The sequence below is a fragment of the Planctomycetaceae bacterium genome (assembly GCA_041398825.1).
In the GTDB taxonomy this organism is placed as follows: Bacteria; Planctomycetota; Planctomycetia; order Planctomycetales; family Planctomycetaceae; genus F1-80-MAGs062.
The window spans coordinates 206,191-222,700 of record JAWKTX010000010.1; the positions used below are offsets into that span (position 1 = coordinate 206,191).

Genomic DNA, 16,510 nt, shown 5'->3' on the forward strand with positions numbered 1-16,510 from the left:
AACCAATGGCGGCACCCGGTCCGCAACCGCAACGCTGTCGTTCTTCTGGCGGCCACAATATTTGAGCAGGAGGGTGTCACCCTCCGGCAGGAATTCACCATGACTCCTCTTTCATCAGGATCGACAGACTCTGTCCTGGAAGAAATTCGATCGACGATTGCATCCTTCGAATCTCTGCGAAGTGCGGCCAGCGCGCGTCGCAATGAACAGCCGGGAAGTTCCAGTGGAGCTTCGGCTCCACAGTTGCTCGCTAAGATTACGGCACCGAAGAAAGTGGAAGAGAAGTCCGCAACTCAGCCTGCGGCTGCTCAAGCAGTTCGAAAGACTGTCGCCCCCCCAGTTCGATCAGTCTTTAGTGAGATGCCCACCATTCCCACGACCATTCGAAAAGCGACACTGCATGAATCTGCAGCCAGCTCCAGTTTGACCGAGGAAGAAACCAAACCTGATCGCCAGGACGCACAGGTGAACATCAACGCCGAGCAGGACGCAACAGATCCGATTGTGAAGGCGCCCGCTGAACATTCTTCGAAAGAGCCTGCTCGCGCGGCGGACAAAGAGGCTGTGGAAAAAGGTCAGGAAGAAACGCCGAAGCCGATCATTACTCCGAACGTCAGTTTGCGGGCCGTCGACAAAACAGCAAAGATCATGATTGTTGACGACGAACCTCTGAACCTGATGACGTTCCGCCAGCATCTGAAGATGGAAGGCTATGAGAATTTCATTACGACCAGTGATCCTCGGGAAGCGATGAGGCTGCTTCGCACCGAGCAACCGGATGTCATGCTGCTCGATATCAGAATGCCTGAGATCAGTGGACTCGACATTCTGCGAGTCATCGGTCTGGATCCGATTCTTCAGCACATTCCTGTGCTGATCCTGACGGCCGCAACTGATCCCGAAACAAGAAAACAGGCTTTGGATCTGGGGGCAAGTGACTTCCTTCAAAAGCCGATCGATCCGAATGAGCTTCTGCCCCGGGTTCGCAACGCCATCGTTATCAAGAAACACTATGACATGGCTGCCAGTGAGGCTGCGCGGCTGGAACTTCAGGTAGAACGGCGAACTCGTCAGCTGGAAGCAACCCGACAACAATTGATCCTCTGCCTGGCTCGTGCGGCCGAGCACAGAGACAATGACACAGGAAACCACGTGATCCGCGTTGGGCGATACACGTCAATCATTGCAAAACAAATGGGATATGCCGAGCACAAGCTTGAGATGCTTGAACAAGCGGCACAGCTGCATGATGTCGGAAAAATCGGGATCCCTGACTCTATCCTGTTTAAACCGGGCAAGCTTCATCAGGATGAATACAACCTGATGAAGCGACATTGTGCTCTGGGCAAGCAGATCATCGAACCGATTTCGGAGAAGGAATGGAGCATCCTGAAGACGCATACTCGCATCGGCGAAAGCATGCTGCATGTGCGATCTTCATCGTTGTTGATGCTGGCGGCCCGCATCGCGCAGACGCACCACGAACACTGGAATGGCAATGGTTATCCGCTCGGCTTGAAGGGCGAAGATATTCCACTGGAAGGACGCATTGTGGCTGTTGCGGATGTGTTTGATGCACTCTCCAGCCGTCGGCCCTACAAAGAGCCGTTTCCTCGACAAAAGTGCTTTGATATTCTGGCCGAAGGCCGTGGAAATCAATTCGATCCGGCGGTACTTGACGCATTTTTTGCGTGTGCCGAGGAAATCGTGGAAGTCCAGCTGCTGCTCATGGATGAAGAAGACCGCATTCCGAAAAGCGAATGGGAATCGGTCGCAGCAAATTCACTCAAAGAGGCCTGACTGCGAGAAAACTTTTAACCCCGATGCCGAGCAGTTGTTCGGACAAGGAAGAACCGGGGTCGTGGTATCACAGTTGGTGGTTTCACGGCTGGTGGTTTCACGGCTGGTGGTTTCACAGTTCGTGATATCAACGTGGGATGTAATTCAGCGTGTAGTACGCAACGTCGTGAAGCAGTGGCTGGGCGCTGATGTTTCGCAGACCAGCCGCACGAAGTTCGTGTACGTGGCCCCGCTGCAATCCATCGATGGTCAGCTTCACTTTCAGGTGATCATCAGAAACGACAGCGTTTGTGATTGTTGGCTTCGTGTGATCGACTTCCGGGCTGCCATAGGAAGACTGAAAAATATAGCAGTATGTTTCCATGCTGTATGATTCAACCGCGCCAGCTGTCACGGGATCTACGGGCTGCGTGAAGCTCAGTTCGAATCCGTCGGGCTGTGCACGCATCTCCTGAATTTCGAAAGGAATCCTGCCGGTCCAGTGCAAACGCTCCAGCGCGAATGGAGCTGTCCCGCGGGACCCCCATCCACGGTTTGTTCCACCAACAAACAAACTGCCATCATCCGTCATTCGCAGAGCGAGACTTCCTGACGCCATGCCTTCGCGGAATGGAAAACAAGCGCCCTGATAATGCCCGTCGATTTGTTCGAGGAAGCAGCGCATAACGGTACTATGGGTAACATCCCCGACAAACAACTGTTCCCTGAACGGTCCGAACTTTCCATCACTGTTGTCGCAGGCAATTCCGCTGGCTGATTGGCCCATCTTCTGGTACGGGAACAGAATTGCAGGAGGTTCGTATTCAGGAATCCTGTCTGCTTCGATCATGATACGGCTGCCGCTGTCCGGTTCCTTTGGTGCAGAATCTGCACCTCCTTCGGTACGGGCGTACCATTTGTTGCCGGCGGGATGTCCCTGGAACGAACCGGGTCTTAACCATTTCAAACTGCATGTCCCGTTCCACGGTCCCTGATTGTCCGTGTAGAAGACGTCGCCTTTTGCATTGAAGGCAATACCTCCGGGAGAACGGATGCCGCTGCAGGTGGGAATCATCCGACCACTTTCGTCAATGCGAAGAGCCCAGCCTCGCCACGGCGAATCACTTCCAAACGAACCTGTCAGACACAGAACAACCCACATGTTGCCGTCTTTGTCGAATGGTGAACCGAACGCGTATTCGTGGTAGTCACCGTTGATTCCCCAACTGTCGTTGAAAGTTTCTATTTCATCCGCCACGCCGTCGTCATCTGTATCTCGAAGTCGCGTTACCTCGCATCTCTGCGTCGCGTACAGCCAGCCATCTTTGAAACTTAATCCCAGGACTTCATGCAACCCCTGGGCAAATAACTCGAATCGAGCTGCATCAGGATCACCGCTCCAGGCATTGTGAATCCGGTAAATGTCGCCTCGACGAGTTGAGACGGCCAGCGTCCCGTCGGGCAGAGGTTCGACAGCGCCTGCCTCCAGCACAATGTCTTTCGGCACCGTATAACGAACCGCCGGATAAAAGTCTGTTTCAACCGGTTGCGACATTTCAGTGGGCGCTGCTGTCGATGATTCTGCACCGTCGGGAGAATCGATTTTCTGAGCGTGCAGAAGGGGCTGGTTCGAGAAAGCCACACAGAAGCAGACAACGGAAACAACGATTGGCCATTTCATTCGACAAGTTTCCCTGCAGGTCTCCCGCGTATCACCATTCCGGGACAGCAGGATAAAGTTGGATTCACTTTGCAGCGGGAATTATTGCAGCGTGGCACGACTCATCAAAGCACCCGGCGGAAATCGTAATGAGATCACCACAAATTCGTGACCATCAGATGCCGGGTCCAGGAGGAGGCAGTCTGACCAACACGGGGCCTGGATGACGTTCTGCGTACAAACTTTGTTCACGAATCCCCGGAATTTTCCGCTTCAGGGTTAACGATCGAGCGGTGAAAAAACCGGCTGCCCAATAGCGCGGTGGAGTTGGAACTGGGCTTCGTTGTAGTCAAACACCGCTTGAAGATATCCCAGTCTTGCATCTTCCAGCGCCCGAACTGACTGAAGAGCTTCGATTGGAAGCCCCTGCCCATTGCGAATTCGGTCAAGGTTCCTGGCGACCGAGTTTTCGGCAGATTCAATACCCTGCTCCGCCACGTGAATCCGATCCAGCCGAAACCTGGCCTGCATGCAGGCCTCATTGACTTCACGAGCGACCTGATCCATCAGCCGAACCTGTCGAAAGCGAGCCTGTTCGACCTGAGCAACCGCACCTCTGCGTGCCGCTTGTTCGCCATAGCCGAGCCCTCGTAACTCCCAGGTGACTGCCGCGTCCATGTCCATCCGATGATCAAAGTTGCCGCTCGTCATGCCCTGCCCACCTCCAAAACCGGAGTGGCTCAGTCCGAGCAGGACGCTCGGAACAAACGGTGCGTATTTCTGACGCTGAAAACGTTCACAGGCGGCCGCAACCAGGCACTGGGCCTCCTTTAGCTCCGGCCGATAATGCAGCCCCTGACTAATCAGACTGGCCGGATCATCGGACGCATTCACCAGTTGGATTGGCACTAACGCTGTCTCAGCCGGCACGATTCTCTGACTGCTGGAAGCGCTGATGGCTTCAACCAGCCGAATACTTGCCACTTCCGCCTGTTCCTTTGCCACAAGAACACGCGATGAAGAAAGAGTTTGTTCGGTGGCAAGCCGGTCGGCATCCGATTGAAGTCCCTGCCCGGCTTCCGCGAAATCTGCGGTGATCTTATGAAGCTGTTGAATTCTTCCCATCGAATCTGAAAGGATCGCAACACGTTGTTCGGCCGTCAGAAGTTCGAGCCATGCCAGAGACGCACTCAGTAGTTGATCATTGACCGCTGCCGTCGCGGCATGATTGCTCGCCCACAAACTCTTTTCCGCGATGGAAGGAGCAAAAATTGCATCGGCCACATGAAAGCGGGCGACGATCCCCGGATTGGGTGTCGTTCCTGCACCAACAGCTCCAGCCCCCAGACCAGCCTGAAGCGACGAACGATTCACGTCCTGAATGGTGCCGTTGCTGGCCTGCAAATTGCCATCGTGTTGATGGAAACTTACACCGGCCTGAATCGAAGGTAACCAGAGTGTCTGAGCACGCAACTGTTCGGCATAGGCTTCCTGTGCTCTCCATCGAGCAAACCCGACAGCCGGGTGCTGGCCCCCCACAACCGAGAGTACCGTCCCCAGATCCATCGCGCGGGTGCTGCCTGAGCCGTGAGAAGATGAGACCGCCGTTCCACTATCTGTTCCGGGCAACTCAACACTGCCTGAGACCAGTTGAATGTACTTCGCACCCACCTGACCGCTTGGGACAAGGTCCCCGGCATCGCGACCATCGACATTTTTACTGCTGTCGGCGTCGCTTGCTGTTGCAGAATCCGGATAGGTATCCGTCAGGGACGGCGTTGCGCTGGATTGGGCCTGTTGATGCCCCTGCAGGGCCGGAGTGGACGCAAATTGCCTGCGAGTTGTGCAACCGGCCAGCGAACAGAAAACGAGGCAAAACGAAACCAAACTCGCAGGGATCGGGCGTTGCTTGAGTATTCGTGACATTCGCTTTCGACTCCGTCCGACCTGGGCACGCGGCGTCCATTCCTTGACGCGTTTCGACCGTCATCGGCAATCGGCAGGCAGAAGCTGCGTCCGAACAGCCCAACCTTTTACCCCTTCGAACAGGTATCGTCAGGCAATGCAAATTTGACACTCTTGACGATTGCACCGGTCTGAACCGGGCGAGACCGATTGCATCAAATGTACGGGCTGAATCCGGCTTGATTCTTTCGGCATGCTGCTGACAGGCAATACAATACCGCCAGCCGACACACAGAATGAGTGTGTGAGGTCAGGTACAACCGGGCGAAGCCAGACAGGATCAAGCCGGGTACAGTTCATTTTTCAGCCAAGGATCGCAGAGAGACATGTACATTCCCCAAGACTTCGCAGGGAAGTCCCCAATGTCGTCAGCATGGCGATGGTTGTGCAATGCACTGTGGTCGTTCGTGGTGGCTGTGACAACGCTGTCATTCGCGACAACGCCGTCATTTTCGCAGGCACAGGAAGTAAAACCGGAAACTGTGGCAGTTCGAGCCGTGGCTGTTGTTCGGCAACAAGTGACCCGCACGACGACTCAACCAGCTACGATCGAACCGTATTATCAGGCAGAGATTCGGTCCAGGCTGGCCGAATACGTTCTGGAAGTCAAAGTGGACATCGGAGACGTCGTCAGGAAAGACGATGTTCTCGCCACGCTGGACATTCCCGAAATGTCGAAGCAGGCTGAGATCATTCAGGCTCGCATCAGGCGGCTGCGGGCAGAAGAGCAGAGCGCGGCAGCCGGTATCGCAATGGCAGAGGCGTCGATCAAATCCGCCCTGGCTTTGCTGGAACAGGCAAAGTCACAGGTTGCGATGGATGATGCGTTGCTGAAGGCAGCGACTGCCGAAGCGGACCGTATGAAAGATCTGGTCAGCCGCGGAGCCAGCGAACCGAGACTACTCGACGAAGCTGTCCGCAAACGTGATGCCGCGAACGCAAGCCGACAAGCGACAATGTCCGCCATTGCCTCCGCACAGGCGAATGTCGTTGTGGCTGAATCGAAAAAAGCGGCGGCCCAGGCCAGCGATGATGTCGCGAGAGCCGAAACAGAAATCGCGATCGCAGAACTTGCCCGACTGAAGGTAACGATGAACTTTGCTCAACTGAAGGCGCCGTTTTCGGGAATCGTCACTGAACGAAACGTCAATCCTGGAGATTTGGTCAGTTCCGGAAACGGTTCCCATTCTGCCAGGCCCTTATTCGTGATCAACCAGATTGACAAGGTGCGATGCCACCTTGCTATTCCTGAGCGAGATGCAGCCTTCGTTCGTCGCGGCGACAGGATTTTGCTCAGGTTACCTTCATTCGCCGGTGAAACATTCGAAACACAAGTCACGCGAACGAATCAAAGCCTCGACCACGAAACTCGAACAATGCTTGTGGAGGCAGAAATACCGAATCCTGATGGAAAGTTGCTGCCGGGTATGTTTGGACAGGCCACTCTTTCGTTGCAGGCCCCCGCAACCGTAAGTGTCCTGCCATCTCGAGCGGTTCGGTTTGATGCAAAGGGAAACGCCCGAGTCTTCCTGATCAGCGAAGACAACATCGTCGCGGTCAGGGAGATTGAGATATTGTCGGACGACGGCCAGATGCTTCAGGTTGCAGGAGTCGAACCGGGCCAGCGAGTCATTGATGCGCATCTGCAGCGGTTTGTGGACGGACAACAGGTTCGGGTGCTCAGCCCGTAGCCGCTTCACAAACGGCTGCAACAGACCGATTTCGAATCCGCAACACAGTCAACCATTTCCATCGTCGGCCGCCCATTCATGATCAATTTTTCGCTGCGAAATCCTTTTGCCGTTCTGGCTGCGACCATCGCACTCTGCCTACTGGGAGCAGCCGTCATCCCGGGAATCACTGTTGACATTCTTCCCGACTTCAAAAAACCGGTTGTGGTCAGCTTCTTTTCGTACCCCGGGCTTCCAACTCCGGAGATGGAAAAATCCGTGACCGCGCGCGTTGAACGCGCGCTTACTCTGGCCGGACACATCGAACATCAGGAGTCAAGAACTGTTTCCGGTGCTGCAGTGATCAAAGTGTTCTTCCAGCCCGGGACAGATCCAAGCTCCGCGATGAATGACATCGTAAATCTGGAAGCCAGTGACATGTTCCATCTGCCACCAGGCATTGAATGGCCATTCACACTGCGCAGCGAACCGTCCAATCTGCCTGTTGTACTTGCGGCCATCTCCGGCGAAGGTTTGTCAGAAACCGAACTGTACAAGATTGGCTACTATGCCGTTCGAAACAAAATGGGTGGGCTGCAGGGAGTTCAGATTCCGCATCCATTCGGTGGCAAGTTTCGTCAGATGATGGTCTATGTCGACCCCGTGAAACTGATGGCCCACCAGCTCAGCGCAACCGACGTTGTTGACGCTATGCGGAAGGCCAATCTGGTATTGGCAGCGGGGACGGCAGAAATCGGTGACATCGACTATCAGATCCATCCCGTGAACACGCTGCCGACAACAGCCGACATTGAAAACATCGTCGTTGCCGTTCGCAATCAGAAGCCGATCTTCATTCGTGATATCGGCAGAGCCGTTGACGATGCCGCGCTTCAGTACAACATTGTCCGCGTAAACGGTGTTCGCAGTGTTTACTGCCCACTGCTGCGGGAACCCGGTCAAAACACCATTGAGACTGTTGATCGGATTTACGAAGGCATCAAGCGCGAAATCCCGAAAATGAAAGCCAACGGGGACATCCCGGAAGCCACAGAAATTGCCATGGTCGCAGATCAGTCCGGCTATATTCGCAACGCAATGAAGAACCTTTACAACGAAATTGTTCTGGGCGCCATTCTGGTGGCAGTCGTTGTATTGATATTTCTTCGCCGCGTCGTGCCTACGATCGTTATCGTCTCGCTCATTGGCTTGAGTATTCTGATCGGTGCACTGGGATTTGCACTGACCGGCAACACCATCAACGTCATGACGCTGGGCGGGCTGGCTCTTGCCATTGGCACTGTGGTCGATGCCGGCATTGTGGTTGTAGAAAACATTATCCGTCATCAGCGCATGGGCAAAACTCCATTACATGCTGCCGCCGAAGGGACACAGGAAGTTTCCGGGGCCATTCTGGCCGGCACCGCGACGACCCTGGCCGTCTTTCTGCCGGCCGTATTCCTGACAGGCATCATCAAGTACCTGTTTGAACCGCTCTCCTTTGCAGCAACTTTTACTATCGGTGCTTCATATATTCTGGCGCTGACGGTGGTCCCCGCATTCTGTGCATCGTTTATTCGGGAGAAGGTACAGCCGGACCAACCCGCGGACGCACCTGCTGAATCGGCGAAGCCTCGAGGCCTTTACGGTCATCTGCTTTCCGCCGCACTGAAGGTACCAGTGCTGGTGACCACGTTGCTGCTGCTGGGAACTGGCGCTTGCGCTTTGCTGTGGCCGATGCTGGGTTCAGAACTGTTTCCACAAGTGGATTCTGGTTCATTCGAATTACGCATTAAGACGCTGCCAGGAACGCGGCTGGAGAAAACAGAAGAGCTGGTCATTCAGCTTGAATCAGCCATCCGGGAAATCATCCCCGAAGACGAAATTGAGGCCCTGATTGCGAATATCGGTTTGCCCGTCGGCAAGGGTGCCGGGTTTTCCACAGTGCTGAGTTCCAACTCGGGGCCCGACACAGCGTACCTGATAGTGAACCTGAAACAGCAGGGACGTCAGACCAGCACAACGACTTATGTTGACCGACTGCGAACGAAACTGCAGGCCGAATTTCCGATGGAGCAGTTCCTGTTTGTCTCGGGCGGAATCGTGAACATGGCCCTCAGCGAAGGCATTCCCGCGCCAATCAGCGTTCAGGTCTCCGGAGGCTCTGCAGCCGTCATGCGTGAGACGGCGGAGAGCGTCGTTGCGGCTATCAAGAACGTGGAAGGAGCCGTCGATGTCCAGATTGCTCAGTCGCTGGAATACCCTCAGTTCGATATTCAGGTTGATCGCACTCGAGCTCGTTACCTGGGGATCGATCAGCAACAGGTTGCAGAAACAATTCTGACATCACTGGGTTCGAGTCTGGGTTATTCCTCCACGATCTGGATTGATCCGAGCGGCACGGATTTTTTCATGGGTGTGCAATATGAAACCAATCAACTGGACAGTCTGGAGGATATTCGAAACATTCCGCTGTCCCTCCAGACCAGCAACGGTCCGGTGACGATTCCGCTGTCGAACATCGCCGAGGTAAAGCGAATTACCATCCCGGGAGAAATCGCCCGATACAACATCAGCCCGGTTCACGACATCCACATCAACACCAGTGGCCGCGATGTGGGATCTGTTGCGAAAGACGTTGAAGCTGCGCTGGCTGGCATTGAGACAGGCAAAGGAGTCAGCCTGCGAATCCGCGGCCCCGTCGATACCATGAAATCGGGAACCCGCATGCTGAGCACCGGACTCGCCGTCGGTTCGCTGCTGGTCTATCTCGTGCTGATGGCGCAATTCAAATCCTTTGTCGATCCTCTCATCATCATGCTGGCAGTCCCTCTGGGTATTGGGGGGGTGCTATTGGTTCTGTACTTCACAAACACAACAATCAACATCCAGTCATTGATTGGCACACTCATGATGATCGGCGTCGTCGTCAACAACTCCATCCTTCTGGTGGAATTCGCAAATCGACAGATGGCGCTCGGCCTCTCATCCCGCGAAGCCGCTCTTTCCGCCGCGCAGACACGGTTAAGACCTATTTTGATGACATCCCTGACACTGGTGGCATCGATGCTGCCGCTGACTATTCAGCTGGCCCCCGGCAACGAAGCCATGATCCCGCTGGCTCGGGCACTCGTTGGGGGCATGGTGGTTTCGACAGGCCTGACACTGCTGCTGGTTCCATGCGTCTACGCCATCGTCCATCGCAACCGAAAGCTGCTGCCGTCAGCCGGATAGTCGTCGGTCAGCAGGGCAGAAAGACTGTTCGCTTCAGGCATTGCCGTAAGGCCTTGGCCGTCAACAGATTGCTGTGGCAGCAGGCTGATGTGGTAACAATCGAAACTCAACCGGCAAACCCCGATTCCACACGGCATCATTCAATTCCAATGAAATCAACGTCGATCAGCAGCGGCTGATTTCTTGACAGACTGATAATCGATAGACTTCCGCGCAATCGGAAACCCCTCTTTCGAACTTTCGCGTCCAGGTCTCGTGCAATGCCGTCTGTTAGTGATCGACTCCCGAATTACCGCTGGCCAGCTGAATGGGAAGAACACGACGCAACCTGGCTGGCATGGCCTGTCAGCAAAGAAACCTGGCCGGGGATCTTTGAACGAATTCCGGCAGCTTATGCAAAGCTGGTCGCTGCGATTGCACGATTCGAACCCGTCAAGCTCCTTGCTGGCGGTGACGGTGTGCTGGCATCCGCCGCCCCTTTGGTCTACGAAGCCTGTGAAGCATCAGGCAGCGCATTTGCGGTTGAATTCATTGATATCCCCGTCAACGATTCCTGGTGCCGGGATCACGGCCCGGTTTTTTTGACAGGCATAGAGGGCTCGCCCGAAGCGAAAAATGCCGTGATCATCGACTGGGACTACAACGCCTGGGGCGGAAAGTATCCGCCATGGGACGATGATGCCCTCGTCGCTCGTCGCGTCGCCCAGATGCTGCAGGTACCGACAATTCGACCCGGATTGATTCTGGAAGGTGGCGCGATTGAAGGCAATGGGAACGGCACAATTCTGACGACAACAAGCTGCCTGTTGAATCCCAACCGTAACCCGCAGGCAACTCAGCAATCCATGGAGGAAGCACTGTGTTTCTACATGCAGGCTCGGCATGTCGTCTGGTTGCCGGGTGAAGGAATCATCGGAGACGACACCGACGGTCATATCGATCAGGTGGCCCGTTTTGTTGACGAACGTCGCGTGCTGCTCGCAACGCCATGGCAGGAGGATGCACCGGAAGCCGAAGACCTTCGGGCCAACTGGTTCGCTGTGGCAAACAGCACAAACCAGTCCGGCGAATCACTGCTTCCAATCCCGCTCAGGATGCCATCACCAAAGTTTCAGCAGGGGAGTCGGCTTCCGGCGTGTTATTGCAACTACGCGCTGGTAAACGGCGGCGTGATTGTCCCTACTTTTCAGGACCCTTCTGCCGATGATGCGGCCCTGCAGGTCCTGCAGGACTGCTATCCCGATCGCACCGTTGTCGGGGTCGACGCTCTCGATCTGGTCTGGGGACTTGGAGCGATTCATTGTATGAGCCAGCAACAGCCTCGCTTCGGCTTGTGAAAATGCGGCCGAACGAGATAAGATTCGCCGAACCACTGAAATTGCCCATCTTGAAGTTTCAGTGAAGCCTGTTCTGACGGAACAGAACGCTAACAGCCCGTGAAAAAAGGAACCCGACGCATCTGCGAGGGATTGATGGCCCGTGAAAGCCTTGGAAAACGTCCCTCGCGAATGCGTCGGATACGTTTCGTAAGGTTGTTCAACGGGCTGTTAAGGACACGAAGTCATGCGAGAACCTGTCATCACAACCAAAGGCTCACGCAGCCGTCGAACCATTGCCACACTGACGTGGTCGGGATTGACACTGGGAGCAGCATTTCTTTGGTACGGCCGCGCAAAAGGGATGCCGAACTCGTCGATTGCTGAACCCGTAGCATTCCTTCTAGCAGCGTATGCAACGCTCTCCAGCATTTTTGCATGGATGCTTTACTCCCCCAATCGACGATCTTCAGAACAGTCCCCCGCTCTATTCCTTTCTGCAGCTTTCACTCTGTTGCCACCCTGTATCATTGCATTCTGCCTGCTGCCTCCGGAATCTGCTTTTCGAGGATGGCTGACCCTGGGCGTCTTTTGTCTGGCGATGCTTGCGGTTACAACGCCAGTGCCTCAGGAATTCTTTGCCGTGCCCCGCGATCGGGCAACTTACCTGAGACCAATCTCGAATGCCGCATTCGCGGGCCTGACAATTCATAATCCGGCGACGTCATTCGAAGCACTGACTGAAGTCCCGGCCCGACGCCAAACGCAACCGCGGCCCACGACACCTGCTCCGACATCGTGGCCAACAGATGGACGCGATCCCTGGCAGGATCCGTTTTACGGGACAGGAATTGCGCCGGTCGTCGCAGGAGCCCGAGCCCGAAGACGGAATCGTTCTTCGAACGGCACTGCTGAGAAAAACGTATCCGAAACGCACCCGGGTTCGGCACGCTATCCTTCAAACGAAGAAGCAGTCAATAAAACGGGCTCAACTACGAGTGTTCAGTCCGGTCTGAAATCGCCTTCACGACCGATTCATACAAAACAGGCTTACCCGCCCGCAGCACCGTTCGGATTCAGGCCACCGGAAGCCGGATCTGCTGCACCAGAAGTTACCCGATCCCCCCGAAGTGAACAAATCGACCGTGATGCAGTCAATGATTCGGCATTTGCCGACTGGGGGACACAGGACAGTAAGACACAGGATTTGAAATCGATCGCGCAGAACAACCTCGCATCGCCCGTTACCGGAGGTGCGGCGGCATTCCAGCGTGAATCATTCGATTCGGAATCTCACCGCGGCAGTACGCGGCCAAGGATTCCGGATGGTAAAACGGTCGTTCCGGAAAGGCGAGACCCACCACCGGTCATACTACCGGAACAATCGCAACCTCGTGAACTTCGCAGCGTCGATGATCAATTGTTGACGGGCATTCATTTTGAGCGAATGACCGACGAATACGGCAGCGAGATGGTGGAGGGCACGGCGCGGGTGAACTTTCTTGCAGGGCAGAAAAAGGCCAACGTCCACGTCCCATTCTCACCTCCACTTCCGGGTATTCCGGAAGTGGAATGTGAAGCTGTCGGATCCGATGTACTTCGTCTGAAGGTACCGGTACGCCAGTCCTACGGAATTCGCATCGAAGCGCGGCGATCTGATGCAGCAGAACCACTGGAAACAGAAATTGGTTTTGCTGCGGTCTACAGCCCGCCCAATCGAACTCCACGTTCCTGACTTACCGTTCTCAGCACTGCCAGAGCATCATGGCAACTCGCGGATACGAAGGTTACGAAATTCGATTGGTGAACCCTCGGATTCCAGACACAGGTACCCGGAAGCCGGAGAGCAACCTGTGCCTCCGGAGACTTCCTCGCCATTCACCCACAATCGCACTTCGCCATTGATAGCTCGAACATAGTAGTGATTCCATTCGCCAACCCCACGGCTGAGGTTCTTCGTGGGAAAGCTGCGTTTGCCATTTGGCGCGACGGGTGGAAAAGGTGTCATTGTCGCAGCCTTTGTCGGAAAGACGTCACCATTGGTTGTAAACCAGTCGGGTTCCTTTCCGGTGCGCTGACGATACTGGTCCGAATACCCATGGTCCAGAATCTGAACTTCAATGCCCATTGGCAGTTGGCCCGGAACCAGCGAGTCCAGCGACTCTTTGGTTGCCCAAAGGAATACCCCGGAATTCCCAGCCGATTTCAGATGTCGCCATTCAATCACAAGCTCAAAATTAGTCAACGGCCGAACAGAACGCACGACCCCAACGGGCTGTCCGGTACACTGAATGCCTCCGTCCTTCCAGGTCCAGGTGTCCTCGTTGCAGTTTGCATTGATGAAGTCCTCCTGATGCCATGACACCCAACCCGGCCCCGTTCCGTTGATTCGTGCCGAGGCGACGGCCAAATCCTGCCCGACAACGATGGAATCACCACTGGCAACAATCCACCAGGTGAGAATCAACGGTATCCACGAACCGGAGGCGCTCGGGGACGCCATTCTGCACCACTGAAACGAATGATCGAACCCAAAAGTCATGGTCGAAAGCTCCATCAGAATAAAGGTCAGGGAATCTGGCGAGGATCAGGAAAATGAGGGCTGCTAGGTTGCCCTCTCACCGCAGGCTGACATACTTCCGCAGCCATAGCAATGATGGGCGCAACGAAGTCGCCAAATCCATCACTCACCGTGCGAAGTCTGTCCTATGTCGTCACTTCAAATTGTTCCGCATCCGCATCCTGCACTTCGATGGAAATCGAAAGAACTTCGCCGCATTGACACCGACCTGAAGACCATGGTCGCGCAGATGTTTGAGCTCATGTACGAAGCGAAAGGCATCGGTCTGGCTGCCAATCAGGTTGCACTGCCATACCGCCTGTTCGTGATCAACCCCTCCGGAGATCCGGCGTTGAAGGATGAAGAGTTTGTTTTCATCAATCCGGAGATTGTCCGTCGTAATGGCAGCGAAGAATCAGAAGAAGGATGCCTGAGTCTTCCAGAGATTCATGGTCTTGTCCCCCGAGCAACCCGGATTGTCGTGGATGCATTTGACCTTGACGGTCAGCAATTCGAAATGGAACTGGGCGGGCTGGATGCACGTGTTGTACAACACGAAAATGACCACCTTGACGGCATACTGTTCCCGGATCGAATCAACCCCGAATCACAAAAGCAAATCGCACCTTTGATGGATGCTCTGGAGCGGGAATTTCGACAGCGGCAACAGGCGGGACAAGTGCTCTCCGACGAGAAACTGAAACAGCAGCTGATTGAACTGGAGGCGGCGCGGACCTGAAAAGCGGACAAAACGTCCCGAAGATCCTTCGCATTTTTTCGATAAGCCTGTGAGAATAGTGCCCGCCCGCGGCTGTTCGTGGGCGCAGTCAATCACTGGAGAGGGTGGGGAATCAGAGATGGCCCGCGTTACACTGTCGGTGCTGGAAGGTCTTGAACGGGGGCGCGTCTATCGCAACCTCGAAACCCCCATCAGCATCGGTCGCGAAGAAGACAATTCCATTCAGTTGAATGACGAACGCGTCAGCCGACTTCACGCGAAACTACAGGAAGATCAAGGGCTTGTTCTGTTCACCGACCTGCACAGCACAAATGGGAGTCGAGTGAATGGTCACCCGGTGCAGCTTCGGGTCCTGCGGGCCGGCGATCATATCCAGATTGGCCGCTGTACACTTCTTTACGGCAGTGACGAAGAAATCGAAGACCGCGCTAAGCGGCTGGGAGTGGATGTTCGCGCACTTCTGCCATGGCAGGGACCACCGAATGGGTCCGTCCCGGCGGGGGGACTGCCCGATGCGGAATTCAGCCTCTCTGATAATTTAACCATCGATAACATGATGGCTCCACTGTTCTTCGGGGAAGGACCACCGCTTCCGGATGCACTTTCAACATCACAGCGTGCTCGGTTATCCGATGTGCTGACATATATCCATGAACATTTGAACTGCATCGTGCAAACAGGTCGGGAAGCGGACGAACCCAGTCAGGGACAAATGCATGTCCCCTGGGAACGTTGGCAGAATCTCCTGCTTCTTCAGCGAGACCTCGCTCAATGGTTGCAACAGGTAGCCAACCCCGAGGATTAGAGTCCAGTCCTTAGGTCCGGAACCCAGAACACAATCGCACGGCAGAAATATTCGTTCGACAAATGAAGAAAGGGCCGCGAGCTTTTGCTCGCGGCCCTTTCCATGACTTTGATCCGGTGCGTGCCGACTGCACGCGGCGGATTACTTAGCCTGTTCGCCAGCGTCGTTGCAAACCAGACCGAAGTTTGCGTCACAGTCGCAAGCGTCAGCCTGATCGTTGTAAGACGCACCATAGGTTCGGGCTTTGATTCCGCCGGTTGCCTTGCGGCTGATGAAACCAGTTGTCTGGTAGCTCTGGCTGAAGTTGCCAAAAGCAGAAGACAGGTCGCTCAGCTCAGCAACGACTGCACACTGCAGTTCAACCAAACCAACGATCATACCCAGAACCAGAATTGTTCCGATGAGAACCAGCTCAGCTGACAGGATAACCCCAGCTTCGTCGTTCCAAAGAGACTTCAGCATTGTTGATTTCTTTCTGTATTTTTTTGAGAGAGATAGAGAGAGATTTGCGAATATGAAAATTCGCTGAGTTCGCGGCCGCGAAGCACCCACGGAAGTGAGTGGAACACCGATTGGCTTCAGTGCAGATCAGGCTCGTGGACCTCGATCTTTTCACTCGGTGAACGCATGTGTTGATTGCAAGCAACAGTCCGCACGGGTTGTTGCTGCAATGCCACAACGGCCACGGCGAGGCGCGGCGGGCGTAAGTCTCTGTCAATGCGGGAGTTGCAATGATTGATTATTTTTGCGACGAACAGCAAGCGCACAAAAAGCCAGTCCTG

General features: G+C 54.9%; 11 protein-coding genes. 7 read left to right on the plus strand and 4 right to left on the minus strand.

Annotated elements, in window-relative coordinates; translation table 11 throughout:
* Positions 1–99: 99 nt before the first annotated feature.
* Positions 100–1,800, plus strand: coding sequence for a response regulator (locus R3C20_18585; GenBank protein MEZ6042511.1), 1,701 nt, complete (start codon positions 100–102; stop codon positions 1,798–1,800).
* A gap of 127 nt (positions 1,801–1,927) precedes the next feature.
* Here the strand turns inward: R3C20_18585 and R3C20_18590 are convergent, their stop codons facing one another.
* Positions 1,928–3,460, minus strand: coding sequence for a hypothetical protein (locus R3C20_18590; GenBank protein ID MEZ6042512.1), 1,533 nt, complete (start codon positions 3,458–3,460; stop codon positions 1,928–1,930).
* A 258-nt stretch (positions 3,461–3,718) separates the two neighbouring features.
* On the minus strand, positions 3,719–5,365 hold the full coding sequence (locus tag R3C20_18595) for a TolC family protein (GenBank protein MEZ6042513.1): 1,647 nt from the start codon (positions 5,363–5,365) through the stop codon (positions 3,719–3,721).
* 401 nt (positions 5,366–5,766) lie between these two features.
* Here R3C20_18595 and R3C20_18600 point away from each other — a divergent pair, with 401 nt between their 5' ends.
* The 4 genes from R3C20_18600 to R3C20_18615 all read left to right on the plus strand — a co-directional run bounded on the left by R3C20_18600 (position 5,767) and on the right by R3C20_18615 (position 13,359).
* Entirely contained in the window at positions 5,767–7,095 is a 1,329-nt protein-coding gene (locus R3C20_18600) for an efflux RND transporter periplasmic adaptor subunit (GenBank protein MEZ6042514.1), read from the plus strand.
* A gap of 78 nt (positions 7,096–7,173) precedes the next feature.
* Positions 7,174–10,308, plus strand: a complete 3,135-nt coding sequence (locus R3C20_18605) for an efflux RND transporter permease subunit (protein ID MEZ6042515.1) — start codon at positions 7,174–7,176, stop codon at positions 10,306–10,308.
* A 260-nt stretch (positions 10,309–10,568) separates the two neighbouring features.
* Positions 10,569–11,645 carry an agmatine deiminase family protein gene (locus tag R3C20_18610; protein MEZ6042516.1) on the plus strand — a complete coding sequence of 359 codons (1,077 nt, stop codon included), beginning with the start codon at positions 10,569–10,571 and terminating at the stop codon, positions 11,643–11,645.
* 226 nt (positions 11,646–11,871) lie between these two features.
* On the plus strand, positions 11,872–13,359 hold the full coding sequence (locus R3C20_18615; GenBank protein MEZ6042517.1) for a hypothetical protein: 1,488 nt from the start codon (positions 11,872–11,874) through the stop codon (positions 13,357–13,359).
* Positions 13,360–13,386: 27 nt separating this feature from the next.
* Here the strand turns inward: R3C20_18615 and R3C20_18620 are convergent, their stop codons facing one another.
* Positions 13,387–14,127, minus strand: a complete 741-nt coding sequence (locus R3C20_18620) for a DUF1080 domain-containing protein (GenBank protein MEZ6042518.1) — start codon at positions 14,125–14,127, stop codon at positions 13,387–13,389.
* Between the two features lie 205 nt (positions 14,128–14,332).
* Between R3C20_18620 and def the strand changes: the two genes are divergently transcribed.
* Both def and R3C20_18630 read left to right on the plus strand, forming a co-directional pair.
* Positions 14,333–14,923: a peptide deformylase gene (def, locus tag R3C20_18625; GenBank protein ID MEZ6042519.1), complete on the plus strand. Its 591-nt coding sequence runs from the start codon at positions 14,333–14,335 to the stop codon at positions 14,921–14,923.
* A 118-nt stretch (positions 14,924–15,041) separates the two neighbouring features.
* Positions 15,042–15,728: an FHA domain-containing protein gene (locus R3C20_18630; protein ID MEZ6042520.1), complete on the plus strand. Its 687-nt coding sequence runs from the start codon at positions 15,042–15,044 to the stop codon at positions 15,726–15,728.
* A gap of 141 nt (positions 15,729–15,869) precedes the next feature.
* Here R3C20_18630 and R3C20_18635 read toward each other — a convergent pair whose 3' ends face one another.
* Positions 15,870–16,190, minus strand: coding sequence for a hypothetical protein (locus tag R3C20_18635; GenBank protein ID MEZ6042521.1), 321 nt, complete (start codon positions 16,188–16,190; stop codon positions 15,870–15,872).
* Positions 16,191–16,510 lie beyond the last annotated feature (320 nt).

What these genes read in the sequence shown, in the direction of transcription:
- R3C20_18585 (MEZ6042511.1), top strand. Translation starts at nt 100, where the DNA reads ATGACTCCTCTTTCATCAGGATCGACAGACTCTGTCCTGGAAGAAATT.
- R3C20_18590 (MEZ6042512.1), bottom strand. Translation starts at nt 3,460, where the DNA reads ATGAAATGGCCAATCGTTGTTTCCGTTGTCTGCTTCTGTGTGGCTTTC.
- R3C20_18595 (MEZ6042513.1), bottom strand. Translation starts at nt 5,365, where the DNA reads ATGTCACGAATACTCAAGCAACGCCCGATCCCTGCGAGTTTGGTTTCG.
- R3C20_18600 (MEZ6042514.1), top strand. Translation starts at nt 5,767, where the DNA reads ATGTCGTCAGCATGGCGATGGTTGTGCAATGCACTGTGGTCGTTCGTG.
- R3C20_18605 (MEZ6042515.1), top strand. Translation starts at nt 7,174, where the DNA reads ATGATCAATTTTTCGCTGCGAAATCCTTTTGCCGTTCTGGCTGCGACC.
- R3C20_18610 (MEZ6042516.1), top strand. Translation starts at nt 10,569, where the DNA reads ATGCCGTCTGTTAGTGATCGACTCCCGAATTACCGCTGGCCAGCTGAA.
- R3C20_18615 (MEZ6042517.1), top strand. Translation starts at nt 11,872, where the DNA reads ATGCGAGAACCTGTCATCACAACCAAAGGCTCACGCAGCCGTCGAACC.
- R3C20_18620 (MEZ6042518.1), bottom strand. Translation starts at nt 14,127, where the DNA reads ATGGCGTCCCCGAGCGCCTCCGGTTCGTGGATACCGTTGATTCTCACC.
- def (MEZ6042519.1), top strand. Translation starts at nt 14,333, where the DNA reads ATGTCGTCACTTCAAATTGTTCCGCATCCGCATCCTGCACTTCGATGG.
- R3C20_18630 (MEZ6042520.1), top strand. Translation starts at nt 15,042, where the DNA reads ATGGCCCGCGTTACACTGTCGGTGCTGGAAGGTCTTGAACGGGGGCGC.
- R3C20_18635 (MEZ6042521.1), bottom strand. Translation starts at nt 16,190, where the DNA reads ATGCTGAAGTCTCTTTGGAACGACGAAGCTGGGGTTATCCTGTCAGCT.